Below are 25,779 nucleotides of genomic sequence, written 5' to 3'. Positions count from 1 at the left end.
ATTCGGCCTACTCGCAGGTAGCATCAGCGCGAACAGTGAGGGGAGCAGCCCGTGGACTACCAGCGACCGAACGGCCGGGGCACCGCCGAGGACGTGGCCAACCTGGCCCGCCGGGCAGGCCAGCTCGCCGGATGGGCGGCGCGCACCGGCTTCGACCTGACCCGCAAACTCCCCGGGATCGACACCGCCGAACGTGGCCTCAAGCAGGTCGAACGCGGGCTGCTGAGCGAACTGCGCCGCCGCCTCGACGAGGTCGACGATCCCTATCACGCGGCGCTGACCGCGGCGTCCGCGATGAACCGCCCCGACCTCGGCAGCCGTGCCGTCGAGACGACCGTGACGCTGGTGCCTGCTCGCGACCACGTCGAACCGTTGCGCGCGGCGATGGCCGAACTGCTCAACCACTCGATCGGCTTTGGCCGCGAGCGTGCCCGCGAGTACCTGTACGCGATCATTCTCCGCCAGCTCACCCCCGACGAGGCGCGCATCCTCTCCGCGCTGTCGGACGGCTCTCCGTTCCCTGCGGTCGACGTCGCCGAGCGCACCGCCATCGGCGGCACCGGCCGGATCCTGCTGCGCAACGCCTCGACGGTCGGCAAGGCGGCCGGGGTGTCGCTGCCGGACCAGGTGCCCGGCTACGTGACCCGGCTGATCGGCCTTGGCCTGGTCGAACTGGACGAGGAGGTGCCCTCGCTCGAGACGCAGTACGAGATCCTGCTGACCGACGAATCGGTCCGCGAGGTGGAGAAGCAGGCGAAGCGGATCAAGATCATCCGCCGCACGATCCACGTCTCGCGGCTCGGCGCGCAGTTCTGGCAGGCCTGCGACCCGAGCCTCGGCTGACCTCGATGGGCGGGTTCGTCTCGGGCATCCTCGACGACTTCGTCCGGCACTGGCCGCTGTATGTCTCCATCCCGATCGTCGCCGCGCTGATCGGGTACGGCACGAAGCTGGTCGCGATCCGGATGATGTTTCAGCCGGTCGAGTTCATCGGCGTCAAACCCTTCCTGGGCTGGCAGGGCATCGTCCCCAAACGCGCCGCGCGGATGGCGAGCATCGCGTGCGACACGATGACCGAGCAGCTGATCAAACCGGCCGAGGTCGTCGCCCGCCTCGACGCGGACCGGATCGCCAAGGAGATCGAGAAACCGCTGCTCGCCGCGGTCGAGGACATCGTGCGCGAGGTGGCCGGGCACTATCAGCCGGGCCTGTGGGAATCGCTGCCGGTCGGCGTGCAGCGGCTGGTGATCCAGCGCGTGCAGGCCGAATCGCCGCACATGGTCAAGGCCGTGCTCGAACTCATCCAGTCCGATGTGGACAGTGTGTTCGACCTCAAGGGCATGGTGGTGACCAGCCTCGTCAAGGACAAACGGCTGCTCAACCGGATCTTTCAGGAGGCGGGCGCGGAGGAGTTCAAGTTCATCGCGCGCTCCGGCCTGGTGTTCGGCGGCCTGATCGGCGTGATCCAGATGGTCGCGTGGGTGCTGTTCAAATTCCCGCCGATCATGCCGCTCTTCGGTCTCTTCACCGGATGGTTCACCGACTGGCTCGCGCTGCGGATGATTTTCTACCCGCTGGAGCCGAAGAAATACTTCGGCGTCACCTGGCAGGGCCTGTTCCTCAAGCGGCGCGCGGAGGTCGCCGAGGCCTACGGCGAGCTGATCGCGAAAGAAATCATCACACCGCACAACGTCATCGAGGCAGTGCTGCGCGGCCCGCTTTCCGACCGCGTGCTGGCACTCATCCAGCGGCAGCTCGACCGCGAGCTGGGCCGGGCGGCGACCGTCGCGAAACCGTTGCTGGTCTTCGCCATCGGCAGCCGCCGCTACCAGGACATGAAGCTCGCCATCTCCGAGCAGATCATGACCCGGCTGCCGGACACGATGCGGTATATCGAGGATTACGCTACGGACGCGATGGACATCCGGAACGTCCTGGTCGGCAAGATGAAGGAATTGTCGCCCGAGGAGTTCGAGCAGCTGCTGCGCCCGGCTTTCCAGCAGGACGAATGGATTCTCATCGCGACCGGCGCGGTGCTCGGATTCGCGGTCGGCGAGGCGCAGGTACTGGTGCTGGAGCACCTCGCCGCTTGACAGCTCCCCCTTGTGGAAGCGCGGGCCGGGCCGGGAGACTGACCCGCATGGGTGAGACGGCGGTGCCGTGGCCGCAGGAAATCCGGATCGCGATGGCCATGGTGGGGGGATCCAGCCTGGCGGTGTGGATGGGGGGAGTCGCTACCGAAACCTCGGCGTTGCTGCACGCTTCGCGCACGCCGGACGAACGTAACGGCTACCGGAAACTTCTCGACCTTTTGCACGCTTCGGTGCGCCTGGACGTGCTCACCGGCACGAGCGCGGGCGGCATCAACGCCGCGTGCCTCGGGCTGGCGGAGGCGTACCGGTCGACGCCCGCGGTTTTGCGCGACACCTGGTTCTCCGCCGGGTCGCTGGAGAATCTGATCCGCGACCCCGGCGAGACGAAGCCGCGTTCGGTGCTCAACGGCGACAAGGTGCTGCTGGGCGGCCTGGTCCAGGCGATGCACGACATCACCGGGGCGGGCGTCGTGCCCACCGAGCCGCCGGACGTGACCGTGCTGCTCACCGGCACCATGCTCGACGGCGAGACCACGCAGTACGACGACGTGCTCGGAAACCGCGTGCGGGACACCGAACATCGCATGCTGTTCCGCTTCTCCGGTCCATTGTGGAATAACCAGGTGCACGGCCCGCTCGCACTCGCCGCCCGGTCGAGCGCGTCCTTCCCGGGCGCCTTCGAGCTGTCGCGCATGCCGATCGGCCCGGAGGCGGCGGACCGGCAGCATCCGGACATGACCGACTACACGGAGCTCGTGCGTTCGCATTGGCTGGCCGACGGCGGCGTGCTGGTGAACAAACCGCTGCGGCCGGCGTTGCGGGAGATTTTCGAACGCTCGTCGTCGACGGACGTGCGGCGGCTGTTGCTCTACGTCGTCCCGACGGTCGACGGCGGAGCCAAACCGATGACCTGCGACCCGGCGGAGCCGCCGATGCTCGGCACCGCGCTGGCGAAGGTCGCGTCGACGATCATGAGCCAGACCATCAGCGTCGAGCTGGAGGAATTGAGCCGGCACAACTCCGCCGTCACGCGGGCCAGGGACACGCGGGTCGCGCTCGCGTCGCTCGGTCTGCGCGGCGGACAGCTGGTGGACGACCGGGTGCACCGGGCGTACCTCGACCGCCGGGTCGCGCTCGACGCGGCCGATTTGGTCCGCGCGGTCACCCGCCGCTTCGAACTGTCCGATGAGGACAGTGGGTGGGCGGCCGGGAATTCGGCGCTGCTGCAGGACATCGCGGCCGACGGACTGCGGCGCGGGATTCCGGAAACGCTGCCCGGCGAGTCGGTCACGGTCGGCGAGATGGTCCGGTACCGCACCTCGACGCTGGACGACGCGGTCGCCACCGGCATCCAGCTGATCAACGCCGGTTTCCGGATGGGACCGGACCTCGACCAGGCGACGCAGCTCAACGAGGCCCGCGCGAGAATGCACGCCGCCCGCCGGAGCGCGGCTCGCGACGTGCGGCTGACCGCGTGGGTGGCGCGGCACGAGCCGCCGCGGCCCGGCACCGCGATGCCGGACTGGATCGGCCAGCTGGCCGCCGAATGGGCGGGCCTCGGAGCGTCGGACGCGGTCCGCGAGGCGTGGCCGGAGCTGACCGCCGCGCTGCGGTCGGCGGCTCGGGTGCTGCAAGCGTTGGCGGGCAAGGAAAATCAGTGGTCGGAAGACGCCGCCGACACGGTGACGACCCTGCTGGACTGGTTCGGCCTGGACAACGCGGACGTCGCCGACGGATTCGTGATGGCGCGTTTTCTGTTGCTGCACATGGCGACCCGCGGCCTGCTCGCCGAAGCGCCGGCCGTGGACCAGCGCGTCGACCTGGTGCAGCTGAGCGCGGACAGCCGCACCTTGCTGGACCTGGCGCGCTCTCGCGGCCGGGACAAGCTGACCGGCACCCAGGCGAACAACTTCGGCGCGTTCTACAAGGCGTCCTGGCGCGCGAACGACTGGATGTGGGGCCGGATCGACGCCGCGGGCTGGCTGACGCAGTGCCTGCTCGACCCGAACCGGCTGCGGGTGCTGCGCGACATCGTCGGTCCCGAGGAATTCCGGGAGCAGGTGCGGACGACGTTCCGCGAGATCGGCTGGGAGCCGCCCTCGCCCGCGGACAACGGGATGCCCGCGGACCTGCCCGGGCTCCTCTCGCAACTGGGGGACGAGCTGGCTTTCCTTGGCCTGGACGCGAATCTGGACCCGGTCGAGTTCGGCAAGGAGATTCCGACCAGTCTGCCGGTGACGTCGATGGTGCTGGCCAAGTCGCGGCAGCTGGACATCGCGCGGGAGGAGCTGCCGGTGCTCGCGCGGCAGGCGGAGGCGGACGCGAAGGAGGGCAACGGCAAGGCTTCGGAGAGTTTCCGCAAGCTGATGGCCGCCCGTCCCCTCGAACCGGACGCCGGGAAAACCGCTGCCCAGCCGGAAAACTCGGATCAGGTGCAGCGTGCATTCCAGGCCTGCCAGGTTTCCGCTGAACGTTTCGAAGGCGAACTCGGCAGTACTCTCCTCGCCAAAACCATTGTCAAAGCCGGAGCCGCCGGGCTCAACGCCGCGTCCACCGCGACCCGGGTCCCGAAAACCCTCCAGCCGCTGGCGAAATTCGCTCAGCTCAGCAGCCGCAGTTCGTGGTGGGTCACGCAGGGCGCGACGCGGCTGGGCCGCCCCTGGAACCTGCTCGCCGCCGCGATCACCGCGATCGCCGGGCTGGTGCTCAGCGGCGAAGGCGGGTCCGTCCTGCAATGGCTCGGCCTGCCGATCGCGGGCGGGGCGCTCGTGTTCCTGGTGGTGAGCCTGCTGACCTTGAGGCGCACGTGGCGAATGGTGCTCACCGTGCTGGGCGTGCTGGTGATAGCGGCGTTGCTGTTCGCGGCCTTCCTGCCGCCCATCGCGCAGCCGCTGTTCGGCTGGCTCGGTACCGTTGTGGACGGTTGGCGCCGCGGCCAGGCCCCGCTGTGGTGGCTCGCTGTGGTCGCGCTGCTCCTGCTGCCCGCGGTCTGGACGCCGCTGTCCGGGCTCGGCCGCCGCGGCCGCGGAAAGCGGCGGCGGTCGCGTGCGGACAGTCCCAGCCCCAGGTAGGCCGCGCTTTTCCGGCGCTGGAGTTGCGGTCCGGCCCGCGAAGGCCCATGGTCGGGAGACACAGGCCGCATACCGAAGGTGTGCGGCCCAGACGCACGGCATGCCCAGAACTCAGCCTGGCTAAACATGTTTGTGGGACTCCTCACCGGGGTATCCGCGTCGTCCCTGGTGAGGGGGGTGGACGTGGCATGGCTCGCTGGCGGCGGGAAAATTCTCTGTTACGTTTCCAAAGTATGTCCGGAAAGCACTTGATCGAATCCCCGACCAAGGCCGATGGTGCCGCTCTCTGGCGAATCGCACGCGATTCGCAGAAGCTTGATCTCAACTCGCCGTATGCGTACCTGTTGTGGTGCAAGGATTTCGCGGACACCTCGGTCGTGGCCCGCGTCGACGGCGAGCCAGTCGGATTCGTGATCGCTTACCGAAGGCCGTCCGCGCCGGACGTCGCGCTCGTGTGGCAGGTCGCGGTCGACGCGTCGCAACGCGGGAAAGGCCTGGCCGGGCAGTTGCTGGACAGCCTGTACACGCGTCTGGTCGGCGAGGGCGTGCGGTACCTGGAAACCACGATCACTCCGGACAACGCGGCGTCCATCCGCCTCTTCGAGTCGTTCGCGAAGCGCTGGAACGCGGATCTGGAACACCGCCGGTTGTTCGAAGTCGCTGATTTTCCGCAGGGGGAGGCGCACGAACCCGAGGATCTTTACCGCATCGGGCCGTTGCGCCGCTAATAACCCGTCAATTTCGCCGAGTAGGAGCGAAAGAAATCGTCATGAGCATCTTCGAAGAGCTCGAATCCGAAGTCCGCAGTTACAGCCGGGGATGGCCGGTCGTCTTCGACCGCGCGCAGGGCAGCCGGATCTACAGCGAGGACGGGAAGCCGTACCTCGACTTCTTCGCCGGCGCCGGCGCGCTGAACTACGGGCACAACAACCCGCATCTGAAGAAGGCGCTGATCGACTACCTCCAGCGTGACGGCGTCACGCACGCGCTGGACATGTTCACCGTCGCGAAGCGGGACTTCCTGGAGACGTTCCGGGAGAAGATCCTGACGCCGCGCGAGCTGGACTACAAGGTCGTCTTCCCCGGTCCCGGCGGCGCGAACGCGGTGGAGGCCGCGCTGAAGCTGGCGCGGAAGGTGACCGGCAAGGAATCGGTCATCAACTTCACCAACGCGTTCCACGGCATGACGCTCGGCGCGCTGTCGGTCACCGGGAACTCGATGAAGCGCGGCGGCGCGGGCGTCCCGCTGGTGCACGCCACGCCGATGCCCTACGACAAGTACTTCGACGGCGCGATGCCGGACTTCATGTACTTCGAGAAGCTGCTCGAGGACTCCGGCAGCGGCCTGAACGAGCCCGCCGCGGTGATCGTGGAGGGCGTGCAGGGCGAGGGCGGCATCAACGCCGCGCGCCTGGAATGGCTCAAGGGCCTCGACGACCTGTGCAAGCGGCACAACATCCTGCTCATCCTCGACGACGTGCAGATGGGCTGCGGCCGCACCGGCCCGTTCTTCAGCTTCGAGGACGCCGGCATCTCGCCGGACATCGTGTGCCTGTCGAAGTCGATCGGCGGCTACGGCCTGCCGATGGCGCTCACGCTGATCAAGCCGGAGCTGGACGTGTGGGAGCCGGGCGAGCACAACGGCACGTTCCGCGGGATCAGCCCGGCGTTCGTCACCGCGACCGAGGCGCTGCGCGTGTACTGGAGCGACGACGAGCTGGAGAAGTCGACCAAGGCCAAGGGCGAGCGCATCGCGAGCACGTTCAAGGACATCGTGGAGAGCTACCCGGAGGCGAACCTCGTCGCGAAGGGCCGCGGCCTGGCGCGCGGTCTGGAGTTCGCGAACGGCGAGCTGGCCGGCGCGGTCTGCAAGGAAGCCTTCGACCGCGGCCTGCTGATGGAGACCTCCGGCCCGGACGGCGAGGTGATGAAGCTGCTGCCGCCGCTCACCCTCACCGACGAGGAACTGAGCGAGGGGCTCGCGATCATCTCCGAGTCCATCGCCGCCGTTCTCAAGTAACCACCCCGAAGAACAAGAAGGAGCCGTTCACTTGCTGGTCCGCACGCTCGACGAGATCACCGACACCGACGCTGACATCAAGACCCCGAACTGGCGCAGCAAGCGCATCATCCTCGCGAAGGAGGGCGTCGGCTTCTCGGTGCACGAGACGACGCTGTACGCGGGCACGGTGAACGACTTCTGGTACGCCAACCACATCGAGGCCGTTTTCATCACCTCCGGCGAGGGCGAGATCGAGGACCTCGCCACCGGCGAGGTGCACCCGCTCAAGCCGGGCACGCTGTACCTGCTGAACGACCACGACAAGCACCAGGTCCGCCCGAAGACCGAGATCAAGTGCGTGTGCGTGTTCAACCCGCCGGTCACCGGCCGCGAGGTGCACGACGAGAACGGGGTCTACCCGCTCGTCACCGAAGACTCCTGATCCGGCGCCACTCCCACCACCACCCCGAGAAAGAAGAAACGCCAGAAGAACTGGAGGCGAGCCACTGTGACGATCATGGACACCCGGGTCGAAGACGGTTACCCGACCCGGATCACCGGTACGCCGGATCATCTTCCGCGCGTGCACCCCACGGTGTGGGGTACCGAGGCCGACGGCCCGATCGACGCCGCGACCCTGGCGAACCACGATGCCAAGGGCTACACGGTCGTGGACGGACTGCTCTCGCCCGGTGAGGTCCAGACGTACTGGCAGGAGGTCGTGCGGCTGTCCTCGGACGAGAAGCTGCGCGACGACGAACGCGTGATCACCGAGGCCCGGACCGGCGAGGTCCGGTCGATCTTCGACGTGCACGAGATCTCCGGCCTGATCGCCGAGCTGGTGCGCGATCCCCGCGTGCTCGACTGGGCGCGGCAGATCCTCGGCTCCGACGTCTACATCCACCAGAGCCGGATCAACTACATGCCGGGCTTCAAGGGCACCGGCTTCTACTGGCATTCCGATTTCGAGACCTGGCACGCGGAGGACGGCATGCCGTCGCCGCGCGCGGTGAGCTGCTCGATCGCGCTCACCGACAACTACCCGTACAACGGCGGGCTCATGGTCATGCCGGGTTCGCAGCGCACGTTCGTGCAGTGCGTCGGCGAGACCCCGGAGTCCAACTACAAGAGCTCGCTCAAGGACCAGCGGGTGGGCGTGCCGTCGCCGGACGACATCACGAAGCTCGCCGCCGACCACGGCATCGAGCAGTTCACCGGTTCGGCCGGTTCGGCGCTGTGGTTCGACTCGAACATCATGCACGGCTCGTCGAACAACATCACGCCGTATCCGCGGTCGAACATCTTCCTGGTGTTCAACAGCGTGGACAACGCGCTGCAGCAGCCGTTCGCGGCGGGCGAGCCGCGGCCGTCGTTCATCGCGGGGCGCAACTCCGCCCCGATCACGCGGTGACCAGCGACACCTTGGCCAACCGGCGGGTCGCTCGTAACGAAGAATGTGCGCCCTGTTACGTTGTCGCCACCTCGCAGTTCGTCTGCGGGGGCTTGGTTGTCCGCGGCGGTCCGGGTTCTTGCTCGGGGTGAGCCCCCCGAACCGCGGGCGGACGGCCGCGATGCACGGGTGGACCGCGCCCCCTGGCGGCCCGGCCGACGATCATTGAGTCCGGCCCCGCACCCATCAGATCGGGACTGATGGTGCGGGGCCGGACTCGTCTTTTCCGGGCCGGAATTCACGAAAGAGCGGTTTCTGCGGGCTGCCGCTGACGGTAAGTTGACCTGTCTGGCTGGGGGAGAGCCTGGGAGGTGCGCGCAAGCATGGCCGATGCCGGCGCGCGGGTCGAACTGCTCGGCCCGGTGCGGCTGCTCGACGGCAGCCAAGCGGTTCCCGTCGGCGGCCCCGGGGTGCGAGGGCTGCTGGCGCTGCTCGCGCTGCGCGTGGGCACGGTGGTGCCGCTCGAGGAGATCATCGACGCGCTGTGGGGGCACGATCCGCCCGCCACGGCCCGCACCATCGTGCACGGCAACGTGTCGCAATTGCGCCGGCTGCTGCGGGAGATGGCCGATCCGGTCGCCGAGATCAGCACCCGCCCGCCGGGCTACCAGCTTTCCCTCTCCCCGGACCGGATCGACGCGCACCGGGCCCGGGCGCTGCTGGACCAGGCCGCGCTGGAATCGCCGGAGAACGCCTCGAAGCTGCTCGCCGAGGCCCTCGCGCTGTGGCAGGGGCCGACGCTGTCCGGCGTGCCCGAGTCGGTACGCGCGCCCGAATTGGACGAGCTGCGGCGCGCGATCCGCTACGCCCGGGTCAACGCGGATCTCGACCTCGGCCGCTACGACGAGCTGATCGTGGAGCTGAGCCCGCTCGTCCGGGCGGACCCGCTCGCCGAACGCACCGCCGCCCAGCTGATGCGCGCGCTCTACCACGCCGGGCGGCGCGGGGAGGCGCTCGAGCTGTACCGCACCGTCTCGCGGGCCACGCTCGGTTCGCTCGGCGTCGAACCCGGCGCGGATCTGCGTTCGCTGCACGAGCGGGTGCTCAACGACGATCTCGCCGCGCACGAGAGCGCGGTTCCGGAGCAGGCCGTCGCGCCGTCTCAGCTGCCGCCCGCGCTGCCGACGCTGGCCGGGCGCGAGGCGGAGGTGGAATGGCTCGACGGGCTCGCTGAACGCGGCGACAGCACGGTGATCGTGTCCGGCACCGCCGGGGTCGGCAAGAGCGCGCTGGTGATCTGGTGGGCGCACCGCGCGGCCCGGCTGTTCCCGGACGGCGTGCTGTACGCGGCGCTGCAAGGGTTCGATCCGCATCACCCGCCGCTGGAACCGGGCGATCTGCTGTCGCAGTTCCTGCTCGGGCTGGGTGTTCCCGCGGACGAGGTGCCGGAGCATTCGCACGAACGTGTCGCGTTGTACCGGTCGCTGATCGCCGGACGGCGCATGCTCGTGCTGCTCGACGACGCGCGTTCGGCCGAACAGGTGCGTCCGTTGCTCCCGCCGGGTGCCCGGTCGATGACGGTGGTGACCAGCCGGTCGCGGCTGGAAGCGCTGGCGGTGTCCCACGCGGCGAAGCTGCGCGTGCTCGGCACCCTCGCACCGGAGGCCGCGGTGAGCGTGATCGAGGAGTTGGCCGGGCCCGCGGACTTCGACCTCAACCACGCGCTGGCCCGGCTGTGCGGCTACCTGCCGCTCGCACTGCGGATCGCCGGGGCCCGGCTCGCCGCTAGTCCACAGTGGACACTCAAGGACCTCGTCGGGGAACTCGGCAACGAACGCACCCGGCTGGCCGGGCTGGACGTCACCGGGGCCGACGACGGCGTGCGGGCCGCGTTCGACGTCTCGTTCCGCGGCCTGCCGGAAGGACTCGCCCGGACGCTGCTGCGGCTGGGCGCGGTGCCCGCCCGGCACACCGGTCCGCACCTGACGGCGGCCATCGCGGAGATCCCGGTGGAGCAGGCTCGCCGCGAACTTCGCACGCTGGCCGCGCACAACCTGATCGCGGAGACTTCGCGCGACGCCTTCGCCCCGCACGACCTCGTCCGGCTGTATCTGCGGGAGCTGGCGGAAACCGAACTGGACCCGGCAGAACGCGCGGCGGTGCTCGACCGGGCGATCCGCTACCACCAGGCCGCCTCCGACACCGCGCGGCGGAAGATGCTGCGCATCGTCGACCCGCTCGACCTCACCGGCCTCGTGCCGCCCGAGGCGCTGCCGCCGCTGGAAACCTTCGCCGAGGCCCAGGACTGGTTCGCCGCGGAATGGCCGAACCTGCTGGCCGTGCTGGACGCCGCCCACGCCGACGGCCGCTACGCCGACGTCTGGCGGCTCGCCCGGGTCGCGCACACCTACCGGGTCGTCTGCCCGCTGTACGAGGAATGGATCCGGCTGGTCGACCTCGGGCTCGCCGCCGCCGAGGCCGCGAACGAACCGCTCGGCCAGTGCTGGATGCTGATCTCCCGCTGCGCCATCGCGCTCACCTTCGAGCTTTCCGAGGGCAGCATTTCCGACGCCGAACGCGCGGTCGGCCTGGCCACCCGGCTCGACGGCCGCTCGCTCATCGTCGCCAAAATCCACCTCGGCAGCGTGCTGACCCTGCTCGGGCGCTATTCGGAGGCGATCGAACGGCTGCTGGAGGCGGTCGCGGAAACCGAACGCACCGGCGACCTCGAACTGCGCGGCCAGGCGCTCAACAACTGCGCCGAGACGGAAAAGCGCGCAGGCCGTCCGGTCGAGGCGATCACGCATCAGCTGGCGTCGCTGGAAATAGACCGCCGGCTCGGCGACGACAGCTATGCCGTGGTTTCGCTGAACAACCTCGCCGAACTGCACCTGGACATCGGCGACCTGGAGGCCGCGGAACGCTACGCGAGGGAGGCGGTGGCGCTGGCGGTCTCTCGGCAGTTCGAGTTGCAGGAGGGCATTCTGCGGGTGACTTTGGCGCGGATCCTGCGGGGTCAGGAACGGCTGGGTGCGGCGCGGGAGGAGTACCGGCGGGCGGTGGCGTTGTACGAGCGGATGAATCCCCGGCAGGTGGAGGACGTGCGGAAGGAAGCGGCCGAGCTGGGAGATCAATAGCGGTCCGCAACTCGTTCCGCGACCTATGCCAGGGGCTTAAGCCGAGCGTGACGCATACGGCCGGAGCGGCGGCGGCTGTGTTGTGCGTGAGGGCCACCCTGAGGGACTCTGATTCCGTCAGGGTTCCCATCACGTACTCGCGGCTCGAGTCCCTGGCATCCGACCTGGAGTGAGCGGGCAGTCGGCGGGCCGTGCTCTTGTACAATGTTCAGCTGTGTTTTCGCAGGTCAACGTGGTAATAATCGCGTCCGCTTAGCGGATTCTTAGCCATCCGGCGGTCAGCGCGCGTAGGGTCGGCCGCGACGCTGGCGGAGCCCTAGGGGAGGGGCAGGCTGTGAAGCCGGCGACGGGACCGCGGCGGTATCGCGCGGACCTGGAAGAGCCGCCAGGAGCGGTTCGGTGGCGGTTGGCCGGCCGAGATGGGGGTAGGCCGGCCGGCCGCCAGGCTCTATTCGACGTTCGAGGTGCAGAGCGCGATCGAGCTGCCGCTGCTTTCGGCGACCTTCTTGCCGTCGACGATGATCTGGCAGCTGATCTGGTTGGTCACGCCCGCGTTCGCGGTGTCCGCGGTGAGCGAGAGGACCGGCCTGCCGCCGTCGTAGGAGGCGTGCCCGTGCCAGTCGTCGGTGCTCGGCGGGGTGGAGGCGGTGCGCTGGTCGTTCAGCGTGCCGTAGCGGACCGTCGCGCCGCCCGCCGAGGTCACCACGAAGTCGACCGAATGCTTCTCGCCCGGCTGCGGCGGGATGTGCAGTTCGCCCGCCCGCGCGGTGCCGAACATCGACGGGTACAGCAGCATCGCGCCGCACAGCAGGGCGGCCAGCGCGGAAAGCGTCGTTCCGGTGAGCGCGACACCCAATCCGCGCATTGTGCCTTTGGAGGAAAGTACGATTCCCGCAATTCCTCCGGCGAGTCCGAGTCCGGCGAGCGGCCACGCGAGGAAACCCCAATCCGGCAGGAACGCGACGCCCGCCGCGGCCAGTCCGAGAGCGACCGCGAGGCCGCCGGGCCAGTTGGCCTGCCTCCGGGACGGCTCCTGCCGGGGCGGACGGTGCGGACCAGGGCGAGCAGTGGTCCTGGTGTGTCGCGCGGGTGCGGCCGGGTACCGCTGCTCGGTCGTCATGCGTGCCTCTTCCGCCTCGGATGGCGAAGACGCTAACGCAGATGCCCGCGAAGTTGGAATAATCGTTATCGAGTGACAATGTCATCCATTTACCGCGTCCGGGCATTCGGGGTCATTTCCCACCGGATTGCGTGAAGCGGTGCCATTTACTGCCCGGAAAAGGCAGCGTGATTCCGAAGAGCGGACGTGCTCGCCGACGGCTCTGACCTGGCGACACGGCACTCCGCGCGCCATTCAGTGATCGAAAAGACTGACTTCCGGAGTGATCTCGAGAAGTTCGTGCACCGGCCTGCCGCGGCGTCCGTCGATCGTCGTCGTGCGCACTACGCGCAACCGCGCGGTCACCGGCCGATCGAGGTTTTCTTTGATCTGGTCGAGCAGATCCGGGGCGACCGCGCCCTGAATGGTTCCGCCCGATTCCCGCTCGAGGTAGAAAATCCGCCGCCGGGTGCGCACGCCGTCGAGGCGTCCGGTCACCGTCTCGTAGCCGACCGCCTCGCGGGACTCGCGCAGGCTGCCCTGCAGCACCCGCGCCTGCTCGGTGGTCATGCTCCGGGTCACCTGCTCGCCCGCGGTCGGCGTGAGCGCCATCCCGATGCCGGCGTGCTTGCTGACCGCGTTGACGACGTCGCTGACCGCGTTGCGCACCGTGTCGCGCTGCAGCAGCACCGCGTCGAGCGCGCCGTCGTCGGAACCGTTGGCGGGCAGGAAATCGCAGAGTTCCTTCACCGCGCGCTCGGACAGCGTTTCGATGCCGTCGTGGATCAGCGCGTCGTCGACCGCCGGTTCCGGGAAACCGAAGAAGATCGCGTTGCCCGCCTGTCCTTTCTGGATCAGCGGGGCCTTGTCCCGGTCCGCCTGCTGAACGAAGGTGACCTCGTTCGACGGGTTGCGGATGATGTGCCCGATCTTCGCCGTCGCGTCCTGCAACGCGCGGCTGATGTCGGAGAAGGTGTACGCGTCGATGTGCGTTTCGCCGATCACCGACACGTGCAGCAGCGGCGCGCGGCAGGTGCGCTCGAACTTCGCGTTCGCCGCCATCGCCGAGGCGCGCGCGAGGTCGTCCAGCCACGTGCCGCCGGGGATCTCGTCGGCGATCCGCCGGAACTCGTTCCTCACCACACCATCTCCGGGATGCCTCTGCCGCCTTCGGCCCACACCGATTCCCACACGTCCTCGTCGCCGGGACGGCACAGGAAGCCGTCGAGCATGCCGCCGACCGGCTGGATCTGGTCGAGGTACATCGCGGGCTGCCCGACGATGATGCCGCGCAGCGTCAGCAGGCCGTACAGCGCGGTGCGGCCGCTGTCGTCAAGCCGCTTCAACGCGCCCCATTCGTCCGGCAGCAGCACCACGTCGAGCCCGCGCGGCGGATGCGCCGTGCGGGTGACGAACGCGCCGCCGAGCCAGGCCCGCCCGGACGTGATCACCCGCTGCGCGACCCCGAGGTAGCTGTTGAGCGCGCTGAAGAGGATCTCGCGCTCGTTCTGGTGCGGCGCGTCGTAGACCAGGCGCTCGTAGACGTCGGCGAGGTCGGCGTGATGGCGGCCGGGCGGGAGCAGGTTCTGTGGCGTCCAGTGCGGAAGCGCCATCGGACCTCCTGACGTCGTCCGGGGCCCTCGGCGCCCGCTTACCGTGCGTAGCCGAATCTACCAGGTGGGTGTCAGCCACTGCGTCCAGGTCGCCGGGGCGCGGGTTCGTCGTCGTGCGGCCAGTGCGGACTCCGCCGGTCGTCCTCGGGCCAGCTCAGTTCGCCGGACAGCCGCGGCTCGGGATCGGGCAGCGGATGCCCGGCGGAATCGTGCGTCGCGTGCTGCCCGTGGTACGGCTCGTCCGGGTCGACTTCCGGATAGTCGTTGTAGACGCGCTCCGGCTGGTCCTCGTAGTGCGGGTACGCCGGTTCCTCGTAGTCCTCGTAGTCCTCGTACGGGTTCGCCGGCGGGATGTGCCGGGTCTCCTCGGCCGGGGCCTCGGCGGGAACGGCCGCGGGCCGGTACGGCTGCGCCTCCGCTTCGGCCTTCGGCCGGGCGGCCCGCGTGAACAGCCACATGACCGCCGCCCCGAGCAGGAACGAGACGAGCAGCCACAGCCAGATCTGCCCGAAGAGCCAGAGCATCCGCCATCACCTCTGTTCCACTGTGATCTCGACCCGCCGGTCGCTGTCGCCCCCGTTGTCGTCCGCGCCGGTGCCCGAACCGCCCGCGCTGGCCACCGCCAGCAAACGGTCGGGCGGCACGTCCTCGCGGATCAGCAACCGGATCACGGTCAGCGCCCGGTTGCGGGAAAGCTTCAGCGCGGCGCTGCGTCCGCCCGGACCGTCGGCGACCCGGCCGACGAGGCGGTAGCGGAAGTTGTCCGGGGCGTCCCGCAGCAGCGGCGCGAGATCGCGCGCGGCCTGCTCGCCTTGATCGGTGAGCTGTGCGGTGTCCGGTTCGAAGGTGATCGGCGCGGCCGCGAGCCTGCGGTCCAGTTCGGCCTGGATCCCGTCGCGGTCGGTCGGCGGCGCGGGCGGCGGGGCGGACGAACTCGGCGGCGGGCTGGCCGGCGGCGCCGTCGACGGTTCGGGCGAGGGCGACGGCGCGGGCTGCGCCGGCCCGGCGCCGCCGGAGGCTTGCGCGGATTCGACCCCGTCGACGCCCTGCACGATGCCGAGCGCGCGACCGGCTTCCTCGGCCGGGAACCCTTCGAGGGTCGCCTGCCGTCCGGAGAACTTCACCTCGCCGCCGCGCAGGCCCGCCGCGTCGAGGGCGGAGCGTGCTCGCGCGGCGAGGTCGTCCTGGATTCCGCTGCCCTGCAGCCACGTCGCCAGGCCCGCGAGCAGGGCCGTGACCACCACTGCGACGGGGATCAAGCGAAGCCACCCTCGTGCACCGGACATAACAGGACCCTATGCCGGGCCGGTCCGCTTGGCGACCTGGTGAAGACCGCCGTTCGGGTGGCTCTGACGACAGTGCCGGCACCGGTGGTGACCGGTGCCGGCACTGTCGGGGGACGGCGTTCAGGAGGCGGTCGCGTTGCCCCGCACGTCGATGCTGATGCTCGCCGGGTCGTCCGGCACGAGCGGCACGAGCGGAGCCAGTTCCGGGCGCTTCGGCGACAGCCCGTCGCCCATGGACTCGCCGCGCAGCTGGCGGCGGATCCACGGCAGCAGGTGCACCTTGGTCCACGCCAGGTCCGACCGCCGCGACGTGATCCAGGTGGCCGGCTCGGTGCTCGGCGGGTACGGCTCGCGCCAGTCCTCGGTGACCGGGACGCCGAGGACCTCGGCGGTGAGCAGCGCGATCCGGCGGTGCGCGTCCGGGGTGAAGTGCAGCCGGTCGTCGCTCCACGCGCGACGGTCGTGCAGCGGCTCCATCGTCCACAGGTCGACCATCTTCGCGCCGTGCCGGGCCGCGATCGCCCACAGGTGCGTGTTGTAGATCGCGACCTTGCCGCGCAGCACGCTCATCACCGACAGCGTCTTGGTGTCCGGCCCGTTGAAGATCACCACCGGGATCCCGGCCGCGCGCAGCTTCGCCACCCCCGCTTCGAAGCGCTCCGCGATGGCGTCGACGTCCGCCCCCGGCACGATCACGTCGTTGCCGCCCGCGCACAGGGTGACCAGGTCGGGCTTCAGCTCGAGCGCGATCGGGAGCTGCTCGTCCATGATCTCGTCGAGCATCTTGCCGCGCAGCGACAGGTTCGCGTACTGGAAGCCGGGCTCGTCGCCCGCCAGCATCTCGGCGAGCCGGTCGGCCCAGCCCCGGAACGTCCCGTCGCCCCGATGGTCGTTGAGGCCCTCGGTGAAGCTGTCCCCGATGGCTACGTAGCTGTTGATCCCGTACACGCTGGGTTCCCCTTTCCCGCTGGTGCGCGCCTGTCCCCGTGAAGTCCCGGACCTAGTTGTACACCCCAACTAACAGTCGGATATCCCCATATCCTTCCCGCCGGCCACGACCGGTTCAGCCGGATGTCACAGTCTCTTACCTTGTCGGGGGTTTCCGCCTCCCTATTACGGCATTTTCACCGGGACGAACCTCACGTACCGGGGGCTGCCGGGCGCGGTTGTGGGGTAGGTCTCCCGACCTGGGGGTCCGCCGCGAGTTGCGGCAGGCTGGAAGCTGTGACAGACGAGACTGCGAAGGGGCCGGCGCGGGAGTCGCTCACGCAGATCCTCGGCGGGCGGCGAGGAGCGATCGACGCCAGCATCCCGCCCGCCGCGTTCGTCGTCGGCTGGCTCGTTTCCGGCCAGTCGATCGCCTGGGGAGCGGGCGTCGCGATCGGCGTCGCCGTGCTGCTGGGCGCGTACCGGCTGCTGCGCGGGGACAAGGCGCGCGCGGTGGTGGTGAGCCTCGCCGCGGTGGTGATCGCCGCGCTGATCGCGATGCACACCGGCCGTGCCGAGGACTTCTTCCTGCTGCAGCTGTTCTCGAACGCGGCGAGCGCGCTGCTGTTCGCGGCGAGCATCGCGGTCCGCTGGCCGTTGCTCGGCGTGATCGTGGGCTTGCTGCTCGGGCAGAAGACCCGCTGGCGGCGCGATCCGGCCCTGCTGCGCGCGTACTCGTGGGCGAGCGGCGTGTGGGTGCTGCAGTACCTGCTGCGAGTGGTCGTGTACGGACTGTTGTGGTGGACCGGGCAGGTGGTGGCGCTCGGAGTGGCGCGCACCGTGCTCTCGTGGCCGCTGGTGGCCGCGACCGTCGCGGTCAGCGGCTGGGTCCTCTACCGGAGCCTTCCAGCAGAACACCCGGGCCTTCGCCTGGCGAAAGACCCGGGTGCGGGCGAGTCCGAAACCGGACCCGGAAGTTAAGGCGGCCCCCGGCGAGGGGGGAGGGTCCGGGGGCCGGTTCCTACGGTACCCGGACCGGAGGGGTTGAGTCGACGGTTTCGACTCTTCCGCTCAAGTTTTGGTGGCATTCACCCGTCGGGATGGTCGCGGGGTGTCCTCGCCCCACGCTCCCACCGCCGCGAGCCACGCCGCGCCGAGCACGCCATCAGAGCTGGTCAGAACGTCGAGATCGGCGAATTCGGCCCGCACGCGAGCCCCGACCGGGCTGTTTTCGGCCAGCACGCTGCCGACGAGCACGATTGGAGTTTTTTCTCCCGGCTCGCGCGTGGCGCGAGCGACGCGCACGAGATGCCGGGCGCCCCGCGCGACGATTTCCTCCGCGACCGGCTCTCCGGCGGCCGCGGCGGCACTCACCAGCGGCGCGTACCGGGCGAGCCGGACCGGCGGTTCCGCATTGGCATGGGTCACCAGCGACCACATGACCGCGAAGCGGTCGGACCGGTCCACTGCGGACGGTCCGAACGCTTCGGCGAGGACTGCCTCGGCCAATCCGTCGAGCGGACCGTCGCCTTCGAGCGCGGCGAGAGTCGCGCGCACGGCTTCGCGGCCGAGCCAGAAACCGGAGCCTTCGTCGCCGAGCAGCCAGCCGTGGCCGCCCGCGGTGGCGACCATCCGGCGGCCGCGGATGCGCCCGGCGATCGAGCCGGTGCCCGCGACGAGCACGGTGCCGTCCGGTTCGGCCGTCGCGGACGCGTAGGCCACTTCTGCGTCGCCGGTCGTGCGGACCCGGCCGCCGAGCCCGATCCGCTCCCACGCCGCGGCGAACTCCGCGGCGACCGCCGGGTCGGACAGCTTGCTCTCGCCCGCCATGCCGACCACGACGCCGAGCACGTCGGTGCGTCCGTCCACTGCGGACTCGATGGCCCCGGCGATCCGGGCCGCCGCCTCCGCGGGCGGATGCGAGTTCGGGTTCGCGCCCGTCGCCGCCCCGGTGCCGCGGACGACGCCGGCGGCGTCGAGCGCGATCGCTCGCGTCGACGTGCCGCCGGCGTCCACGCCTACTACGAGGCTCACCGGGTCTTGGTCACCTTCAGCAGACCGCGCGGGTTGTCCGGGTTGCCGCCGCGCGCGAGCGACAGCCCGAGCGCGATCCGCTGGATCGGCAGGATTTCCAGCACTGGAGCCAATTCCTCGACGGTCGGGGCGACCGGGATGCGCAGGGCGGCGGGCACGTCGTTCGCCGCCGAGCCGACCGCGAGCACGTCCGCGCCGCGCTCGCCGACCGCTTCGAGCACCTCGCGCATGGCCTCGCCGCCGCGACCGAGGCTGGTGGCGGCGAGCACGGCGGTCTCGCCGTCGACCGCCGCGACCGGACCGTGCAGCAGGTCCGCGCCGCTGTACGCGCGGGCCGCGAGGTAGCTCGTCTCGGCCAGCTTCAACGACGCTTCGAGCGCGCTGGCGTAGGAGTAGCCGCGGCCGGTGGTGAGCACGCGGTCGACAAAGCGATAACGGTCTACCGCGCGCTGCACGCCTTCGACGGCTCCGTCGAGCGTCTGCTGGGCCAGTTCGCCGATCTTCTCGGCGTCCTCTCCCTTGCCGCCGCGGATCGCGTCGATGAAGAGGTACAGCGCCATCAGCGTCGCGGAGTACGTCTTGGTCGCCGCGACCGCCTTCTCGACCCCGGCGCCGATGTCCACGCCCAGCTCCGAAGCCGCGCGCAGCGGCGAGTCCGGGGTGTTGGTGACCGACACGGTCAGCGCGCCCTGCCGCCGGGCGGCCTCGGTGACCTCGATCAGGTCGGGCGAACCGCCGCTCTGGCTGACGGTGATGAAGAGCACGTCGCGCAGGTCCGGCCGAGCGCCGTAAAGCGTCGCGGTGGACGGCGACACGAGCCCGGCCGGGAGGCCCAGGAGTACCTCGATCAGGTATTTCGCGTACAGCGCGCCGTGGTCGCTCGAACCGCGAGCGGCGAGCAGGGCGAACCGCGGCGGGTTCTGTGAAATCTTTTCCGCCACTTCCGCGATGCCGGACCGCCGCTCGACCAGCCCGGCGAGAACGCTGGGCTGCTCCGAGATTTCCGCGGCCATGTGCTCGCCGGGACGTAGTTGGGTCATCACTTTCCTCTCCGCCGGGACGGGGGTCCCGGTGTGCTGAGCGGCGTCCGGTCAGGTCTAGACCAATGCTAGCCGGGCGGAGGGCGTCGGGAGAAGGGTACGTTTCCTCACGGGGCAGTGGCGCGTTTAATGTGGGAAGACTGAGGGAGCCGGGCATGCTGGAGACACCCCCCGCGAGCGAGGCGGGGACTGCTGCGCGAGGGCAGCGCGAACCCAAGTACTGGGCGCTGAAGCAGCATCTGCTGGACCTGCTCGACGCACTGCCGCCGGGATCGCCGATCCCGACCGAGCGGGCGCTGGCGGGCGAGTTCACCGTTTCGCGCACCACCGTGCGCCAGGCGCTGGCGGATCTCACCGCCGAGGGAAGACTGCACCGCGTCCAGGGCAAGGGCACGTTCGCCGCCGAGCCGAAGCTCGCGCAGCGGCTGCAGCTGTCCTCTTATACCGAGGACATGCGCAAGCAGGGCCTGAAGCCGTCGTCCCAGCTGCTGGAGCTCGAGGAGCTGCCGGTCGAGGGCGAGATGACGAAGCTGCTGCAGCTGCGCAACGGCGCGAAGATCCTGCGGCTGCGCCGGCTCCGGCTCGCCGACGGCCAGCCGATGGCGCTCGAGACCACGCACCTGCCGCTCGGCCGGTTCCGCGGGCTGCGCAAGCACATCACCGCGGGCGGTTCGCTGTACGCGGTGCTGCGCGAGCATTACGGCGTCGAGCTGGAGCGCGCGGAGGAGACCATCGAGACGTCGCTCGCCGGGCCGCAGGAAGCGGAGATCCTCGGCGCGGACGTCGGCATGCCGGTGATGATGCTGACCCGGCATTCGTTCGCCACCGACGGCAAACCGGTCGAGTTCGCCCGCGCGGTCTATCGCGGCGACCGGTACAAGTTCGTCACCACGCTGCTTCCCTGACCGCGTGCGCGCCGACATCCGCTGGGGCACGCCCGCGGCTCGCGGCGTGCTCTGGACGACCATCCTCGGTTCGGGGATGGCGATGCTCGACGGCACGATCGTGAACGTCGCGCTGCCCCGGATCGGCGAGGAGCTGGGCGCGTCGGTCGCGGGTCTGCAGTGGATTCTCGACGGCTACCTGCTGGCGCTGGCCGCGCTGATCCTGGTCGCCGGGTCGCTCGGCGACCGCTACGGCAGGCGGCGGGTGTACCTGATCGGCGTCGTGTGGTTCGGGCTCGCGTCCGGGCTGTGCGCGGCGGCGCCGTCGACCGAACTGCTCGTGCTGTTCCGCGTGCTGCAGGGCATCGGAGGGGCGTTGCTGACGCCGGGGTCGCTGGCGATCCTGCAGTCGTCGTTCTCGCACGAGGACCGGGCCCGGGCGATCGGCTCGTGGTCCGGGCTCGGCGGCATCGCCGCGGCGGTCGGGCCGCTGCTCGGCGGACTGCTGGTGCAGGCGTGGTCGTGGCGGCTGGCGTTCTTGATCAACCTGCCGCTCGCGGTGGTCGTCGTGCTGATGGCGCGGCGGTTCGTGCCCGAATCGCGCGATACGTCGGCGACCGGGCACCCGGATTACGCCGCCGCGGTGGTCGGCGCGCTCGGGCTCGCCGGGGTGACCGGAGCGCTGGTCGAGGCGCCAGTGCGCGGGATTGGTGACCCGGTCGTGGTGCTCGCCTTGGCGGTCGGCGTCATCGGGCTTGGGTTGTTTCTCTGGCTCCAGCACCGGGCCGCCGAACCGCTGGTGCCGCCTTCGCTGTTCCGCGACCGGACGTTCACGCTGTCGAACGCGCTGACGTTCGTGGTCTACGCGGCGCTCGGCGGCGTGATGATGCTGCTGGTTCTGCAGCTTCAAGTGTCGCTGGGTTATTCGCCGACGCTGGCCGGGCTGGCCGGATTGCCGATCACGGTGATCATGTTGCTGCTCTCCGGTCGATCAGGCGCGCTCGCGCAGCGGATCGGGCCGCGGCTGCAGCTGGTGGTCGGGCCGATCGTGGTCGGCGTCGGAATGTTGTTGCTGACGCGGGTCGGACCGGGGTCGTCGTACCTCGGGTCGGTGCTGCCCGCCGTGGTGGTCTTCGGGCTGGGACTGGCCACTGTGGTCGCTCCGGTAACCGCGACGGTGCTGGCCGCCGCGCCGGACCGGTACGCCGGGGTCGCGTCCGGGGTCAACAATGCGATCGCCCGATCGGGTGGACTTCTGGCGGTGGCGGTGCTGCCTGCCGCGGCGGGTCTGACGGGTTCGGCTTACCGCGATCCGACCGCGTTGACGGCGGGATGGCAGACCGCGCTGGTGATCTGCGCGGTGCTGGCGATTGTCGGCGGGCTGATCGCGTTAGGAATTCACAACGGGGTGCTGGGCGCCGCCGAGGCGGACGATTCGCCGCATCCCGGGGATTGCCTGCACTGCGGGGTGGAAGGGCCGCCGACGCACGTCCATCCGGGTGGGCATCGCTGATCGGTCAGCGGCGGGATCGGGCGACTAGCCGGGTCTCGATGCCTTGCAGCGTCTTGATCACGGTGTCGAGCTCTCCGGTGTCCGTGAAGGTCCCGTCGAGCAAGCTGGACCAGGTGTCGCGCAACTTCTGCAGGTTCTCCGCGGCTTTCGGCGTGGGGTAGAGACGCACCCGTCGGGCGTCGTCCGGGTCGGCTTCCCGGCGCAGCAGGCCCTTGTTCTCCAGCCCGCGGACGGCTCTGCTGACGTTGCTGGAGATCATCTGCGTCGCCTCGGCCGCGGCGTTGACCGTGGTTCCCGGGTGGCGGTCGACGAACCGCATCACCGCTCCTTCCAGCGGCGTCCCCGACTCGGCGTTGGCTTCCTTGGCGGCGTTGATGTGCCGGGCCACCGCGAGGATCAGGTCGGCCAGCTCGAAGAGCCGTTCGTCTTTCATCCGGCCAGCGTAGCCCAATACCTATCGTTTGACAGGTATCTCCGCGGCGGCGTAGGTTAGCTATCAATTGATAGCTAAGGAGCGGTCATGCAGGCATTGATCATCGGGGCCTCGCGCGGGCTGGGCTACGCGCTGGCCGCCGAGTTCCTCGGCCGGGGCTGGCAGGTCACCGCGACCGAGCGCACGCCGTCGCCGCTGCACGAGCTGGCCGGGCTGACGGTGGAGACCGTCGACATCGCGGCGCCCGACCAGGTCGCGGCGCTGCGCGAACGGCTGGCCGGGTCGACGTTCGACCTGCTCTTCGTCAACGCCGGGACCAACTACACGACCGACCCCGCGGCGACCTTGGCCGACGTGTCCACCGAGGACTTCACTCGCGTCATGGTGACCAACGCGCTCAGCCCGATGCGCGCCGTCGAGACTCTGCAGGACCTGGTTGCGCCGACGGGCACCATCGGCGTGATGTCGTCCGGCCAGGGCAGCATCGCCGACAACACGAACGGCGGCTTCGAGGTCTACCGGGCGAGCAAGTCCGCGCTGAACCAGCTCATGCGCAGCTACGCCGCCCGGCACGCCGACGACCCGCGGACCCTGTTGCTCATGGCTCCGGGCTGGGTGAAAACGGACCTGGGCGGCCCGGGTGCGCGGCTGACGATCGACGAGAGCATCCCCGGCGTCGCCGACACGATCGAGGCGTGGGCGGGCAAGGGCGGGCTGCACTATCTGGACCGGGCGGGGCAGACCGTCAACTGGTGAGCGGCCTTTCCCGCCCCAATGCCACTTTGGGTGCATCTGACGCACCGAACGCCGCTTTGGGTGCATGCGAGGCACCCAAAGCCACTTTGGGTGCATGGGACGCACCGAATGCCGCTTTGGGTGCATGGGACGCACCGAATGCCGCTTTGGGTGCATGCGAGGCACCCAAAGCCACTTTGGGTGCATGCGACGCACCGAACGCCGCGTTGGGTGCACGGGACGCACCGAACCCCGCGTTGGGTGCGTGTGACGCACCGAATGCCACTTTGGGTGCATGTGACGCACCCAATGCCACTTTGGGTGCGTGGGACGCACCGAACGCCGCGTTGGGTGCATGGGACGCACCCAATGCCACATTGGTGCGTGCGGCGCACCGAACGCCGCTTTGGGTGCATCTGACGCACCCAATGCCGCGTTGGGTGCGTCACCCTTGCCCCCGCCGCCTTCGGCGGAGGCGCGTGCGCGGCGGCGCGTGAGCTGAGCGCCCAACGTGGCATCAGGCCGGGTTAGGCGAGCAGTTCGGCCAGCATCGCCGGGTCGATGTTGCCGCCGGAGACGATCGCGACGGTGCGTCCGCCCGGAAGTTCGTCGGCGTGGTGCAGGTAGGCGGCCGGAGCGGTGGCGCCGCTGGGTTCCGTGACCAGGCGGCCTTGCCGGGCCAGTGCCCGGACGGTGTCGCGGATTTCGTCCTCGGTCACGGTGATGACGCCGTCCAGGACGCGCCGCAGGTGGGCGAACGTCAGCTCGGACGGTTGCGCGCGCAGGCCGTCCGCGATGGTGCGGGCGCGGTCGGTGATGGGCCAGTCCACGATTTCGCCCGCGGCGAGGCTGGCGGCGGTGTCGGCGGCCAGTTCCGGTTCGACGCCGTAGACCTTCGCGTTCGGGCATTTCGCCTTGATCGCGGTGCCGACCCCGGAGGCGAAGCCGCCGCCGCTGATCGGGACCAGCACGGTCTCGACGTCCGGCAGGTCCTCGGCGATCTCCAGGCCGACGGTGCCCTGTCCGGCGATGATGTCCGGGTGGTCGAACGGCGGGATCAGCGTGAGACCGCGTTCCTCGGCGAGGGCGAGCGCCGCCGATTCCCGTTCCGCGATCGGCACTTCGCGGACTTCCGCGCCCCAGCGAAGGGTGGCCTCGACCTTCAGCCGCGGCGTGACGTCCGGCACCACGATCACCGCCGGGATCCTGAATTCGCGCGCGGCGTAGGCGACCGCTTGCGCGTGGTTGCCGCTCGAATACGCGACCACGCCGCGTTCCCGTTCGGCGTCGGACAGCGCGGCGATCGCGTTGTACGCGCCGCGGATCTTGAACGCGCCGATCGGTTGCAGGCTCTCGGGTTTCACCCAGAATTCGCCGGGAACCCAGAGCTGGCGCAGCAGCGGGGTGTGCACCGCGGTGCCCTTCAGCCGTCCGGCCGCGGTTTCGATGTCGGAGATCGTCACGAGGTGCATGAGGCGAGTATGTCAGGAAAGTGTGAGCTTTAGTTTATCCATTGTGGACAGTCAACGTGGCGTCCCTCACGCCCGGGCAACGAAGGGAGCGTCTCGGACGACTTAACCGTTGAAGAAACAGGGAACAACGGCTGGGAAAACGATCAGAACGGGATCATGAGCGAGGAGCAGAAGGAAACCCCGGAGGACAAGAAGAAACTCCGGATGACCTCGGTGCTCGCCGCGGCACTCGCGGCGGTCACCGCCGCGTTGCTGGGTTCGACGCTGGGGGTCGCGGGGACAGTCATCGGCGCCGGGGTGGCCAGTGTGGTCAGCACCGTCGGCGGCGAGTTGTACCTGCGGTCTTTGCAGCGCACTCGTGATGCCGCCCGGAAGGCGATGGAAACGGCTGCCCGGCGCAGTCGCGGCGGGATGGTGCCGGTGCGGGTGCCGGTGGACGCGGTGCGCGAATCGGCGCCGGGGGACGCGGCGACGGTGCACGTGCCTGCCGCTGATCTGGCGAACATGCCTACGGTTCGGTTGCGGGCTACCGAGCCGGAGAAGGACGAGGGGTTCGGGGAGAAGCTTCGGAAGATGCGGTGGCCGTTGATCATCGGCTCTTCCGGGGTGGCTTTTGTGGTGGCGTTGGCGGTTTTGCTGGGGCTGGACTGGACTACCAAGGGGAATGTGTCGACCGGGTTGATTCCTCGGCCGCCGGACACCAGTCAGCAGCGGGACGAGCATCCGGACAATTCGCCTAGTACTGAGCCGCAGGTGCCGTCTGGTGGGGGGTCTCGGTCGGTGGGGCCGACGTCTTCGCCGACGACTACGCCTAGTGCGCCGCCGCCGTCTTCGCGGGCTACGGAGCAGAGTCAGGCGCCGTCTTCGTCTTCGAAGCCTAGTACTTCTTCTCAGGCGCCTAGTGGGAGTCAGACTCCTACTGCGCCTGGGGTTCCGTCTAATGCGAATGAGTAGCTCGTCGCCTGGCGGCGACATTGCTGAGGGGTTGCGTGAGGCACCCCGAAGCCAAGTGTGCTGACGGTTCGGGGGTGCTTGTCAAGGCGGGAAAGA

The 25,779-nt window shown here is 69.6% G+C and carries 23 protein-coding genes; 13 read left to right on the top strand and 10 right to left on the bottom strand.

Going from position 1 to position 25,779, the window contains the following annotated elements:
* The first annotated feature begins 51 nt into the window (after positions 1–51).
* The 8 genes from SSMG_RS35195 (at position 52) to SSMG_RS35160 (ending at position 11,693) form a co-directional block, all read left to right on the top strand.
* Complete coding sequence (locus SSMG_RS35195; protein WP_037715884.1) at positions 52–843, top strand: Abi-alpha family protein; 792 nt, start codon at positions 52–54, stop codon at positions 841–843.
* Positions 844–848: 5 nt separating this feature from the next.
* On the top strand, positions 849–2,093 hold the full coding sequence (locus SSMG_RS35190) for a DUF445 domain-containing protein (protein ID WP_009084084.1): 1,245 nt from the start codon (positions 849–851) through the stop codon (positions 2,091–2,093).
* 47 nt (positions 2,094–2,140) lie between these two features.
* Positions 2,141–5,164, top strand: a complete 3,024-nt coding sequence (locus SSMG_RS35185) for a patatin-like protein (RefSeq protein ID WP_009084083.1) — start codon at positions 2,141–2,143, stop codon at positions 5,162–5,164.
* 233 nt (positions 5,165–5,397) lie between these two features.
* Positions 5,398–5,892 carry a diaminobutyrate acetyltransferase gene (gene ectA, locus SSMG_RS35180; RefSeq protein ID WP_009084081.1) on the top strand — a complete coding sequence of 165 codons (495 nt, stop codon included), beginning with the start codon at positions 5,398–5,400 and terminating at the stop codon, positions 5,890–5,892.
* Between the two features lie 41 nt (positions 5,893–5,933).
* A complete protein-coding gene (gene ectB, locus SSMG_RS35175; protein WP_009084079.1) occupies positions 5,934–7,184 on the top strand; it encodes a diaminobutyrate--2-oxoglutarate transaminase in 1,251 nt (416 codons plus the stop codon).
* 31 nt (positions 7,185–7,215) lie between these two features.
* Positions 7,216–7,608, top strand: a complete 393-nt coding sequence (locus tag SSMG_RS35170) for an ectoine synthase (RefSeq protein ID WP_009084077.1) — start codon at positions 7,216–7,218, stop codon at positions 7,606–7,608.
* Between the two features lie 75 nt (positions 7,609–7,683).
* On the top strand, positions 7,684–8,577 hold the full coding sequence (gene thpD, locus SSMG_RS35165; RefSeq protein WP_199786077.1) for an ectoine hydroxylase: 894 nt from the start codon (positions 7,684–7,686) through the stop codon (positions 8,575–8,577).
* A 362-nt stretch (positions 8,578–8,939) separates the two neighbouring features.
* Positions 8,940–11,693, top strand: coding sequence for an AfsR/SARP family transcriptional regulator (locus SSMG_RS35160; RefSeq protein ID WP_037715882.1), 2,754 nt, complete (start codon positions 8,940–8,942; stop codon positions 11,691–11,693).
* A gap of 448 nt (positions 11,694–12,141) precedes the next feature.
* Here the strand turns inward: SSMG_RS35160 and SSMG_RS35155 are convergent, their stop codons facing one another.
* The 6 genes from SSMG_RS35155 to SSMG_RS35130 all read right to left on the bottom strand — a co-directional run bounded on the left by SSMG_RS35155 (position 12,142) and on the right by SSMG_RS35130 (position 16,639).
* Complete coding sequence (locus tag SSMG_RS35155) at positions 12,142–12,813, bottom strand: hypothetical protein (RefSeq protein ID WP_009084072.1); 672 nt, start codon at positions 12,811–12,813, stop codon at positions 12,142–12,144.
* Between the two features lie 234 nt (positions 12,814–13,047).
* A complete protein-coding gene (locus SSMG_RS35150) occupies positions 13,048–13,932 on the bottom strand; it encodes a hypothetical protein (protein ID WP_037718527.1) in 885 nt (294 codons plus the stop codon).
* Positions 13,929–14,405, bottom strand: coding sequence for a hypothetical protein (locus tag SSMG_RS35145; RefSeq protein WP_009084069.1), 477 nt, complete (start codon positions 14,403–14,405; stop codon positions 13,929–13,931). Before SSMG_RS35145 ends, SSMG_RS35150 begins: the two co-directional genes overlap by 4 nt.
* Positions 14,406–14,476: 71 nt before the next feature.
* On the bottom strand, positions 14,477–14,929 hold the full coding sequence (locus SSMG_RS35140; RefSeq protein ID WP_009084067.1) for a LapA family protein: 453 nt from the start codon (positions 14,927–14,929) through the stop codon (positions 14,477–14,479).
* A 6-nt stretch (positions 14,930–14,935) separates the two neighbouring features.
* The gene (locus SSMG_RS35135; protein WP_037715880.1) at positions 14,936–15,664 is read right to left on the bottom strand and encodes an OmpA family protein; all 729 of its coding nucleotides are present in this window, start codon (positions 15,662–15,664) and stop codon (positions 14,936–14,938) included.
* A 147-nt stretch (positions 15,665–15,811) separates the two neighbouring features.
* Complete coding sequence (locus SSMG_RS35130; protein ID WP_009084063.1) at positions 15,812–16,639, bottom strand: SGNH/GDSL hydrolase family protein; 828 nt, start codon at positions 16,637–16,639, stop codon at positions 15,812–15,814.
* 276 nt (positions 16,640–16,915) lie between these two features.
* Here SSMG_RS35130 and SSMG_RS35125 point away from each other — a divergent pair, with 276 nt between their 5' ends.
* Positions 16,916–17,599, top strand: a complete 684-nt coding sequence (locus SSMG_RS35125) for a DUF3159 domain-containing protein (protein ID WP_009084061.1) — start codon at positions 16,916–16,918, stop codon at positions 17,597–17,599.
* Between the two features lie 90 nt (positions 17,600–17,689).
* Here the strand turns inward: SSMG_RS35125 and SSMG_RS35120 are convergent, their stop codons facing one another.
* Both SSMG_RS35120 and SSMG_RS35115 read right to left on the bottom strand, forming a co-directional pair.
* Entirely contained in the window at positions 17,690–18,652 is a 963-nt protein-coding gene (locus SSMG_RS35120) for an N-acetylglucosamine kinase (RefSeq protein ID WP_009084060.1), read from the bottom strand.
* Positions 18,649–19,695 (bottom strand): SIS domain-containing protein, encoded by a 1,047-nt coding sequence (locus SSMG_RS35115; RefSeq protein WP_009084058.1) that lies wholly within the window; start codon positions 19,693–19,695, stop codon positions 18,649–18,651. The genes SSMG_RS35120 and SSMG_RS35115 overlap by 4 nt, the downstream gene beginning before the upstream one ends.
* A gap of 152 nt (positions 19,696–19,847) precedes the next feature.
* Here SSMG_RS35115 and SSMG_RS35110 point away from each other — a divergent pair, with 152 nt between their 5' ends.
* Together SSMG_RS35110 and SSMG_RS35105 are read left to right on the top strand one after the other, a co-directional pair.
* The gene (locus tag SSMG_RS35110; RefSeq protein WP_009084055.1) at positions 19,848–20,597 is read left to right on the top strand and encodes a GntR family transcriptional regulator; all 750 of its coding nucleotides are present in this window, start codon (positions 19,848–19,850) and stop codon (positions 20,595–20,597) included.
* Positions 20,598–20,601: 4 nt separating this feature from the next.
* Positions 20,602–22,089, top strand: coding sequence for an MFS transporter (locus SSMG_RS35105; RefSeq protein WP_009084053.1), 1,488 nt, complete (start codon positions 20,602–20,604; stop codon positions 22,087–22,089).
* 4 nt (positions 22,090–22,093) lie between these two features.
* Here the strand turns inward: SSMG_RS35105 and SSMG_RS35100 are convergent, their stop codons facing one another.
* A complete protein-coding gene (locus SSMG_RS35100) occupies positions 22,094–22,522 on the bottom strand; it encodes a MarR family winged helix-turn-helix transcriptional regulator (RefSeq protein ID WP_009084051.1) in 429 nt (142 codons plus the stop codon).
* 87 nt (positions 22,523–22,609) lie between these two features.
* Here SSMG_RS35100 and SSMG_RS35095 point away from each other — a divergent pair, with 87 nt between their 5' ends.
* Positions 22,610–23,278, top strand: coding sequence for an SDR family NAD(P)-dependent oxidoreductase (locus tag SSMG_RS35095; RefSeq protein WP_009084049.1), 669 nt, complete (start codon positions 22,610–22,612; stop codon positions 23,276–23,278).
* Positions 23,279–23,784: 506 nt separating this feature from the next.
* On the opposite strand, the gene SSMG_RS35090 is transcribed toward SSMG_RS35095, so the two are convergent.
* Entirely contained in the window at positions 23,785–24,729 is a 945-nt protein-coding gene (locus SSMG_RS35090; RefSeq protein ID WP_009084045.1) for a threonine/serine dehydratase, read from the bottom strand.
* Positions 24,730–24,885: 156 nt separating this feature from the next.
* Here SSMG_RS35090 and SSMG_RS44020 point away from each other — a divergent pair, with 156 nt between their 5' ends.
* Positions 24,886–25,683 carry a hypothetical protein gene (locus SSMG_RS44020; protein ID WP_009084044.1) on the top strand — a complete coding sequence of 266 codons (798 nt, stop codon included), beginning with the start codon at positions 24,886–24,888 and terminating at the stop codon, positions 25,681–25,683.
* The last annotated feature ends 96 nt before the right edge of the window (positions 25,684–25,779 follow it).

The sequence above is a fragment of the Streptomyces sp. AA4 genome, assembly GCF_000158875.1.
Classification (GTDB): domain Bacteria; phylum Actinomycetota; class Actinomycetes; order Mycobacteriales; family Pseudonocardiaceae; genus Amycolatopsis.
This window is presented reverse-complemented; position numbering and strand designations above follow the sequence as displayed.

Coding starts and splice junctions, on each gene's coding strand:
- SSMG_RS35190 (WP_009084084.1), top strand. CDS start 849: ATGGGCGGGTTCGTCTCGGGCATCCTCGACGACTTCGTCCGGCACTGG.
- SSMG_RS35185 (WP_009084083.1), top strand. CDS start 2,141: ATGGGTGAGACGGCGGTGCCGTGGCCGCAGGAAATCCGGATCGCGATG.
- ectA (WP_009084081.1), top strand. CDS start 5,398: ATGTCCGGAAAGCACTTGATCGAATCCCCGACCAAGGCCGATGGTGCC.
- ectB (WP_009084079.1), top strand. CDS start 5,934: ATGAGCATCTTCGAAGAGCTCGAATCCGAAGTCCGCAGTTACAGCCGG.
- thpD (WP_199786077.1), top strand. CDS start 7,684: ATGGACACCCGGGTCGAAGACGGTTACCCGACCCGGATCACCGGTACG.
- SSMG_RS35160 (WP_037715882.1), top strand. CDS start 8,940: ATGGCCGATGCCGGCGCGCGGGTCGAACTGCTCGGCCCGGTGCGGCTG.
- SSMG_RS35155 (WP_009084072.1), bottom strand. CDS start 12,813: ATGACGACCGAGCAGCGGTACCCGGCCGCACCCGCGCGACACACCAGG.
- SSMG_RS35145 (WP_009084069.1), bottom strand. CDS start 14,405: ATGGCGCTTCCGCACTGGACGCCACAGAACCTGCTCCCGCCCGGCCGC.
- SSMG_RS35140 (WP_009084067.1), bottom strand. CDS start 14,929: ATGCTCTGGCTCTTCGGGCAGATCTGGCTGTGGCTGCTCGTCTCGTTC.
- SSMG_RS35110 (WP_009084055.1), top strand. CDS start 19,848: ATGCTGGAGACACCCCCCGCGAGCGAGGCGGGGACTGCTGCGCGAGGG.
- SSMG_RS35100 (WP_009084051.1), bottom strand. CDS start 22,522: ATGAAAGACGAACGGCTCTTCGAGCTGGCCGACCTGATCCTCGCGGTG.
- SSMG_RS35095 (WP_009084049.1), top strand. CDS start 22,610: ATGCAGGCATTGATCATCGGGGCCTCGCGCGGGCTGGGCTACGCGCTG.
- SSMG_RS35090 (WP_009084045.1), bottom strand. CDS start 24,729: ATGCACCTCGTGACGATCTCCGACATCGAAACCGCGGCCGGACGGCTG.
- SSMG_RS44020 (WP_009084044.1), top strand. CDS start 24,886: ATGAGCGAGGAGCAGAAGGAAACCCCGGAGGACAAGAAGAAACTCCGG.